Origin of the sequence: Paramuribaculum intestinale (assembly GCF_003024925.1) — a bacterium.
GTDB classification, from domain to species: domain Bacteria; phylum Bacteroidota; class Bacteroidia; order Bacteroidales; family Muribaculaceae; genus Paramuribaculum; species Paramuribaculum intestinale.
The window spans coordinates 1-7,774 of the sequence record NZ_PUED01000120.1; the positions used below are offsets into that span (position 1 = coordinate 1).

Annotated in this window: 6 protein-coding genes and 1 pseudogene; 2 read left to right on the top strand and 5 right to left on the bottom strand. The window is 46.3% G+C overall.

Annotated elements, in window-relative coordinates:
• Both C5O24_RS09125 and C5O24_RS09130 read left to right on the top strand, forming a co-directional pair.
• Positions 1–1,254 (top strand): reverse transcriptase/maturase family protein (locus tag C5O24_RS09125; protein WP_107681732.1); only part of this gene is annotated, 1,254 nt, incomplete at its 5' end.
• Between the two features lie 107 nt (positions 1,255–1,361).
• Positions 1,362–2,192, top strand: a pseudogene (locus C5O24_RS09130) (TraM recognition domain-containing protein); the annotation flags it as partial.
• 47 nt (positions 2,193–2,239) lie between these two features.
• Here the strand turns inward: C5O24_RS09130 and C5O24_RS09135 are convergent.
• The 5 genes from C5O24_RS09135 to galK all read right to left on the bottom strand — a co-directional run.
• Complete coding sequence (locus C5O24_RS09135) at positions 2,240–2,923, bottom strand: hypothetical protein (RefSeq protein WP_107036591.1); 684 nt, start codon at positions 2,921–2,923, stop codon at positions 2,240–2,242.
• Positions 2,924–3,481: 558 nt separating this feature from the next.
• Positions 3,482–4,738 (bottom strand): sigma-54-dependent transcriptional regulator, encoded by a 1,257-nt coding sequence (locus tag C5O24_RS09140; protein WP_107036592.1) that lies wholly within the window; start codon positions 4,736–4,738, stop codon positions 3,482–3,484.
• A gap of 86 nt (positions 4,739–4,824) precedes the next feature.
• The gene (locus tag C5O24_RS09145; RefSeq protein WP_107036593.1) at positions 4,825–5,727 is read right to left on the bottom strand and encodes a glycosyltransferase family protein; all 903 of its coding nucleotides are present in this window, start codon (positions 5,725–5,727) and stop codon (positions 4,825–4,827) included.
• Between the two features lie 8 nt (positions 5,728–5,735).
• Positions 5,736–6,767, bottom strand: a complete 1,032-nt coding sequence (gene galE, locus C5O24_RS09150) for a UDP-glucose 4-epimerase GalE (RefSeq protein WP_107036594.1) — start codon at positions 6,765–6,767, stop codon at positions 5,736–5,738.
• 2 nt (positions 6,768–6,769) lie between these two features.
• On the bottom strand, positions 6,770–7,774 hold a 1,005-nt coding region (gene galK, locus C5O24_RS09155), incomplete at its 5' end, for a galactokinase (protein ID WP_107681733.1).

Genomic DNA, 7,774 nt, shown 5'->3' on the forward strand with positions numbered 1-7,774 from the left:
ATCCGAAAGTTTCTGAATGCCGGATATGTGGAAGATTGGGTATTTCATAAATCGTACAGCGGAACGCCACAAGGTGGGATAATAAGCCCTATACTGGCAAATATCTATCTTGACAAGTTCGACAAATACATCAAGGAATACACTGAAAAATTCAACAAAGGGAAAAGGCGCAAGGAAAATCCGATAGTAAAACGTTTCGGACATCGGAAAGCCAAGTTAGTAACCAAACTGAAAAAATCAACGGACAAAACGGAACGGAAACGACTGTTGATGCAAATCAAGGAAATTGTCAGAGAACGTCTCAACTATCCAGCAAGTGATGAAATGGATGCAACGATGAAACGTTTGAAATATGTAAGATATGCGGATGATTTTCTCATTGGCGTTATCGGCAGTAAAGAGGATTGTGTCAGTATCAAGGAGGACATAAAGCAATTTATGGCTGACAAACTGAAGCTGGAACTATCCGATGAGAAAACGCTGATAACCAATGCGAGGAAACATGCCAAATTTCTTGGTTATGACGTATTCGTACGCAAATCCAATGAAACCCATAGAGATAAGAACGGACATCTGACAAGAAGTTTAGACCATAAGATAGTACTGTATGTGACAACCGAAGTCATGCGGAAGAAGCTCCTTGAATATGATGCGCTAAAAATCATTGTGCAAAATGGCAAGGAGGTTTGGAAGCCTAAAGGTCGTACATATATGCGCTGCCTTGATGATTTGGAGATTATAAGCCAATATAACTCCGAAATCATGGGGTTCTATAATTTCTACTCAATAGCAAACAATAGTCCCGTCATTGACTCATTCTACAATATCATGGAATACAGTATGTATAAGACGTATGCCGCAAAGTACAGTACCTCGAAAAAGAAAATCATTGCGAAGTACAAGAAAAACGGGGTGTTCGCCATACCGTACACCAACAAAAGAGGATATGAGTTCAAACGTGAGTTCTACGATAAAGGTTTTAAGCGAAAGGAACTACCCAATAGGTATTTGGATGACAGATTGCCAAACACTATTGCCATAACTGGTGGCAGAAATGGTCTAATCAAGAGACTTCAAGCACGGGTATGTGAAAACTGCGGTGCTACGGATAACCTTGAAATGCACCATGTACGCAAACTAAAAGACCTTAAAGGCAAAAGTGATTGGGAAATTAAAATGATTTCACGTAAACGTAAAACATTAGCAGTATGTTCAGTATGCCATCACAAGATACATTCGGGAAAGTTAGACTGAAAGAGAAGGTGGAGAGCCGTGTACGGGGAGACCTGTCAGCACGGTTCGGAGGCGAGTGCTTGGAAACCTACCGTGTTAAAACACGGAAAGGCGCCGGGTGCTTAGCCTATGGTCAGATAGCATCAGCCAAAATCCCGCTGTCTCGCATGATTTCACCACAACTCTACTGGATAATGACCGGTAACGACTTCACTCTCGACATCAACAACCCGGAGCATCCGAAGATACTTTGTGTCGGCAACAATCCCGACCGTCAGAACATCTATGGGGCCGCCCTCGGTCTATACAATTCACGTATTGTCAAGCTCATCAACAAAAAGAATATGCTCAAATCGGGTGTGGTGATAGACGAGCTTCCGACGATATATTTCAAGGGTCTCGATAACCTTATCGCCACTGCACGAAGCAACAAGGTTGCCGTTTGTCTCGGCTTTCAGGACTTCTCGCAGTTGAAACGTGACTACGGCGACAAGGAGGCGGCAGTGGTGATGAACACCGTCGGCAATATCTTTTCAGGGCAGGTTGTCGGAGAAACCGCCAAGACACTTTCCGAGCGATTCGGTAAGGTACTCCAGAAACGCCAGTCCATATCCATCAACCGTCAGGACGTGAGCCATTCATTCAACACGCAGATGGATAGTCTTATTCCGGCAAGTAAGATTTCCACATTGACGCAGGGTATGTTTGTCGGAGCAGTCAGCGACAACTTTGACGAGCGTATCGACCAGAAGATTTTCCATGCCGAGATTGTAGTGGATACGAAAGCAGTGGCACGGGAAGAGAAGGCTTACAAGCCTATACCCATTCTGACCGACATCCCGACAAAGGAGGCTATGGATATTGCGATACAGGACAATTACAATCAGGTGAAGCAGGATGTAAGGGAGATTGTCCTCAGAGAGAAGGTACGTCTGGCACGGGAAGCGAACAGCGACTGAACTTATTATCCGCAGTTGTACGGCAGGTCTGTATGACTGCGGATTTTTCATGCCCTTTTGCCGAGGTATCTGCGTTGCAGTTCTTTCTCGGTATCTTCGAGTAACTGCCGAAGTGCCTTGCAACGACCGGGCATATCATCGTCCTTCGGATGCTTCTCTTCAATCTTTTTCAGAGCCTTATAGTATTCGGTCAGGTTCTTCTTGATTCCAAAAATGCGGAATATAGTACGGATAAACTCGGCATCGGTTTCAGCGGATATTTTACCGGATATAAGGAGTGCGAGAACAAGCTCTACTAATTCTGTAAACTTGCCGTCCCATTGGATAGACGATACTTCTTCAACGGCGATGCTGTCACCAGAAACAGTAGCGGATACGATTGCAACCTCTCCGTCGTTCAGGGGATTGTCCTTTACCCACTCGCCTATGCGGTCGAGATAACGCTTGATGAATTTGATGGCACGCTCTACAAATCGGAGAAAACTCTCATCAAGATGGGTGGAATCTTCAAGGATGATAGTCAGATGGTCTTCGGCAACTATAAGTGCCGAATGTACCTCCGATTTGTTGTGGCTGCCGTGAAACAGCATCACGATTGCTTTTGTAAAGGTGGCGTATGTGTCTTTGATATTGTCAAGTTCTCCGGCTTCAACGCCGATGAAAAACTCATGTTCAATCAGGATGAAAATATTGAGCGACTCGCTGACAAGTGACTTGTTATTTTCGGTCATACCGACTGTCGTTTCGATATGACCTTCCGCAACGCTGTCGCAAAGAGGTTGTGTAGAGTTGTGTGCCATCGGCTTATAAACGTGAGGTTATTTGTAAAAATAGTTCTTTAGAATCACGGCATTATAAACCGAACGATATTACAGATGGATTGCACTAATGGTGTTAAAATAATGATGGTATTGTTTTATAGTCGATTAAAAGGTTTGGGCTGCTGTAGAATTAAGGATAGTTAAATAGGACAATCGGGGCAACTATACCCGTTCTGGGGAATATTACCACACCCCTAAATAAAAAAAGCGCACCGAACACGTTCTTCGGTGTAGGTGTCTGGTGTACCTTGTGAGAGAAACGTGACGGTACGCTATGCAATCGCATAGCATAAGCATCACGCATCGTGCTCTCACGTATAAAATTTACCAGACTTTACACTGAACAAAATGCGGTGTTATGTTATGATTTATCAGTATATCAGCCGACTCCTCGGCTGCCAGTATGTCTAATTCAGTACAAAATTACGAAAAATTTTTGAATTATCAGTTGTCCGATGTTGCCGTCCATCATCCCATTCCATAGTTTTTCAATTTGTAGGAAAGGGTCTTGCGATCTATTCCCAATAATTTTGCAGCTTGTGCTTTGACCCCTTGGGCTTGTGACATGGCATCTTCAATCCGGCAACGTTCTTCATTTTCATCCCGAAGCAGAAGTGTCTCCTTCATTATCGGAGTCGCATGACAGATTGTAAGGTCATCAGCATTGATTACTGAGCCATCGACGTTTTGTGCGGCAAGAATAATTGCCACTTTCAGTTCTCGGATATTACCCGGCCAACTGTGTTGCTTCAGCAGTTTTACGGCAGACGCTGAAAGGCGTTTGGGTGGTTCGCCTTTTTCACTTGCCAGATGTTGAAGATAATAGTCAGCAATAATCGGGATATCCACTTTAACGCGTCGCAGTGACGGCACATATATGTCAAGTTCCCGCAAGTAGTAGAATAGTGTTGGGCGGAACGACTTTTCTCTGACCATCTCAAGTAGTTCTGGTTCTGCGGTGCAGATGACACGGACATCAGGGTGTTCCTCAGAAAGGATGTGAAGAAGCACAGATTGTTTTTCAAAGTCAAGAAGATGTATGTTCTTGATGATTATCGTGCCGCCTTTGGTGTTATTGAAGTATCCCTTTATCCGATTGTATGTTTTGCTTCTACCGGACTCCGGGTTATCCTTGCCAACAAGAGCGGCACTGCCTGCTTCGATTTCCATAAGAGCATTTCCGGATCTATTGCTCAAGCGATATATTTCAAGAGCAATCATCTCTTTACCCATGCCACTTTCGCCAATAATCACTACGTTTACATCGGTAGAGGCAATCTGACGGATGACTTTTTCTATCTCACAGAACTCTTTGCTTTGACGATGAATCAGTCCTCCTTTAGTGAAGATTACATCATCGACATCGCGGACATACTTCTTCATCAGTTCGGGAAGCCGTTTGTCGATAGCCGGTCGTTGAACGACCGACACAGCACCATGGTCTTCCATCACATCCGTTGCGTCCGTGTCTCCGAGACGTTCCACTATGGCTATGACCGGGAAATCCTTTTTCTCAGCTTTTAGCCAGTTAACTAACTCTTTGGCAGTACCGCCGCTGAACCTCAGTCCTGCGACAATCGCTGCGCCGGGTGGCAGTTTTGCCACCGCATCCTTAGTAGCCTCCATCGTTCCAACAGCGATAGGCTCATAGCCGACATTGCTGAGCAATGCGGACATGAGCCGACGGTCGGAGTCGGAGGCTTCAACGATTAAAACCTTGTTCATAATTTATGTTTAATGTGCTTATTAATAAAAGAGGGATCCCGAAAAACCAGAATCCCTCCAAACAATCTTATTACCTTAAAATACCATCAAAAAAGTTTTTCTGGATACAGCCCCGACTTATGCAATTCTGCAAATTTGGTTACTACTCCGGGACGGTCTTCGGCGTATGTCACACCAAACCATTTTGAGTCTGTGTCGAGAACTTTTATTGTCGCTTCGCCTGACTTGATGAGTGCGTCGGCTACATCCGGAATGACTTGCTCGGCCTTTGGCGTTGTCAGATCGCGTTTGAGAAACTTGATAAATTCACGCTCGGCATAATCAAAATAGTCGGGAGTGAATCCCCACATGTTCATTGATACCGGTGTCATTGGGTCAAGTGTCTGCTCTTGGCCGTTCTCATCGGTGAAGACAATGTTGTGGTCGGCATCGTAGGCAATTGATTTACGCTCTACAACGGATGTCAGCAGACCATCCGTGTTTTCACACACGCCGCGTGAAACACCACCGTTCTCGGTCATGGTGTTGCCTACGCGGAAGCCAACCATAGCATAATCTCCTTTGCGGTCGCGCGGGCGCATGAGGTCTTGGGCAATGACTTCAAATGAATTGCGCCCATAGAAGTCATCGGCGTTGATAACTGCGAAGGGTTCGTTGATTGAGCCTTTGGCCATAAGCACGGCATGTGCCGGTCCCCATGGTTTTGTACGGTCGTCAGGGCACTTGAATCCGCCGGGCAGTTTATCGACTGACTGGAAAACTACCTCGACGGGGATATGGCCTTCGTATTTTGATAGAATTTTGTCGCGGAAGTCCTGCTCGAAGTCTTTGCGAATTACAAAGACGATTTTGCCGAATCCGGATTGGATGGCATCATAGATCGAGTAGTCCATTATTGTTTCTCCATGAGGACCAAGGCCGTCAAGCTGTTTCAGCCCTCCATAGCGGCTGCCCATTCCGGCAGCTAATACGTATAAAGTCGGTTTCATCGAATTATTTATATGATGTTTCTTACATGCTTTTCCCACTCCCATGCCGATTTTAGTGTTTCGTTGAGAGTACGTTCTGCTTTCCATTCCAATACCTCATTGGCACGCGATGTCTCAGCCCATACAGCGGGGACATCACCCGGGCGACGATCGACAATCGTATATGGTAGTTTTATATTATTGACGTTCTCGAAAGTAGTCAGCAGTTCAAGAACCGATATAGGGCGACCGGTACCAATGTTGAATATCTCATATCTATCTTCCATCTTGTCGGAAGTCATGCGGTTGACGGTAGCGACATGAGCTTTGGCAAGGTCAACGACATCAATGTAATCACGAAGGCAGGTTCCGTCGGGTGTGTCGTAATCGTTGCCAAACACACTCAAACGTTCACGGATACCGGCGGCAGTCTGTGTGATGAACGGGACAAGATTGTTGGGTACACCACGGGGCAACTCACCGATAAGTGCCGAGGGATGCGCACCGATAGGATTGAAATATCGGAGAGCTATGCCTCTGACATTATCATAAGCCCGGCAACTGTCGCGGAGAATATCCTCAGCAATCTGCTTGGTGTTACCGTAGGGCGAAGTTGCCGGCTGGCGCGGAGTCTGTTCAGTTACGGGGAGATGCTCGGCTTCGCCATAGACAGTTGCCGACGATGAGAAAAGGATATTGGGGCGGCCATACTCTTTCATCATTGCAACGATGTTCATGAACGAAACGAGGTTGTTCTGATAATATTTGAGCGGTTCAGCCATTGATTCGCCAACAGCCTTGTATGCGGCAAAATGGATGACTGTGTCGAACGGGTAGGTCTCGAATACGGTTTTGAGTTGTGCGCGGTCGCAGGTGTCTACGACCTCAAAAGCCACTTTCTTTCCGGTTATCTTCTCAACTCCGGCAACAGAGTCACGCTCGGAGTTGGTAAGATTGTCGATAATAACTACGTAATAACCGGCATTAATAAGCTCGACGGCGGTGTGCGAGCCAATATAGCCCGCACCGCCTGAGATTAGAACTGTTCTCTTGCTTTCCATGACTATTCCTCCTTATGCGCTCCGTCGCTTATGACAACGGGATAGACACTCGGCTCATGACCGTATTTCTCGTTGAATTTGGCCTTGGCAGTCTTGATGAAACTGTCTCTAAGATCCTTTTTCACAAGGTTTATGGTACATCCACCGAACCCTCCGCCCATAATGCGCGAGCCGGAGACTCCGCACTCCTTGGCAATATCATTGAGGAAGTCAAGTTCCTCGCAGCTCACCTCGTAGTCGTATGACAAGCCGTGGTGGGTCTCATACATCTTCTTTCCGACCGTCTCATAGTCTCCTGCATTGAGGGCATCACATACGGCAAGCACACGGCTTTTTTCCTCTATCACGAATTTGGCACGGAAATAATCCTCGGCGGTGATGTCGGTACGGATGGAGTCAAGCATCTCCATAGTTGCATCTCGCAGTGTCTCTATGCCGAGACGTTTTGCCACTCGCTCACACGACTGGCGACGCTTGTTGTAGGGAGAATCAGCCAATTCATGCTTGACACGTGAGTCAATCAGGACAAGCTCGTAGCCTTCGGGGTTGAATGGGAAGTATTCAAACTCCATAGAACGGCAGTCGAGGCGCATCAGTTTTCCTTTCTGACCCATCACGGATGCGAACTGGTCCATGATACCGCAGTTGACACCACAATAGTTGTGTTCTGTTGACTGACCGATTTTGGCAAGCTCAAACTTGTCAATCTGATTGTCGTTAAACAGGTCGTTGAGAGCGAAAGCGAAGCAGCTTTCAAGTGCAGCTGACGAGCTTAGTCCCGCGCCGAGAGGCACATTGCCTGCAAACACGGCATTGAAACCCTTTACAACACCGCCACGTTTGAGAATCTCACGACAAACGCCGAAAATATATCGCGCCCATGAAGCTTCGGGAGCGTCTGCCTCGTTTAGCCCAAATTCGGCATAGTCATCAATGTCAATCGAATACATGCGCACTTTATCTGTATCATTAGGTGCAATGGCAGCCATTATCACTTTATCGATAGC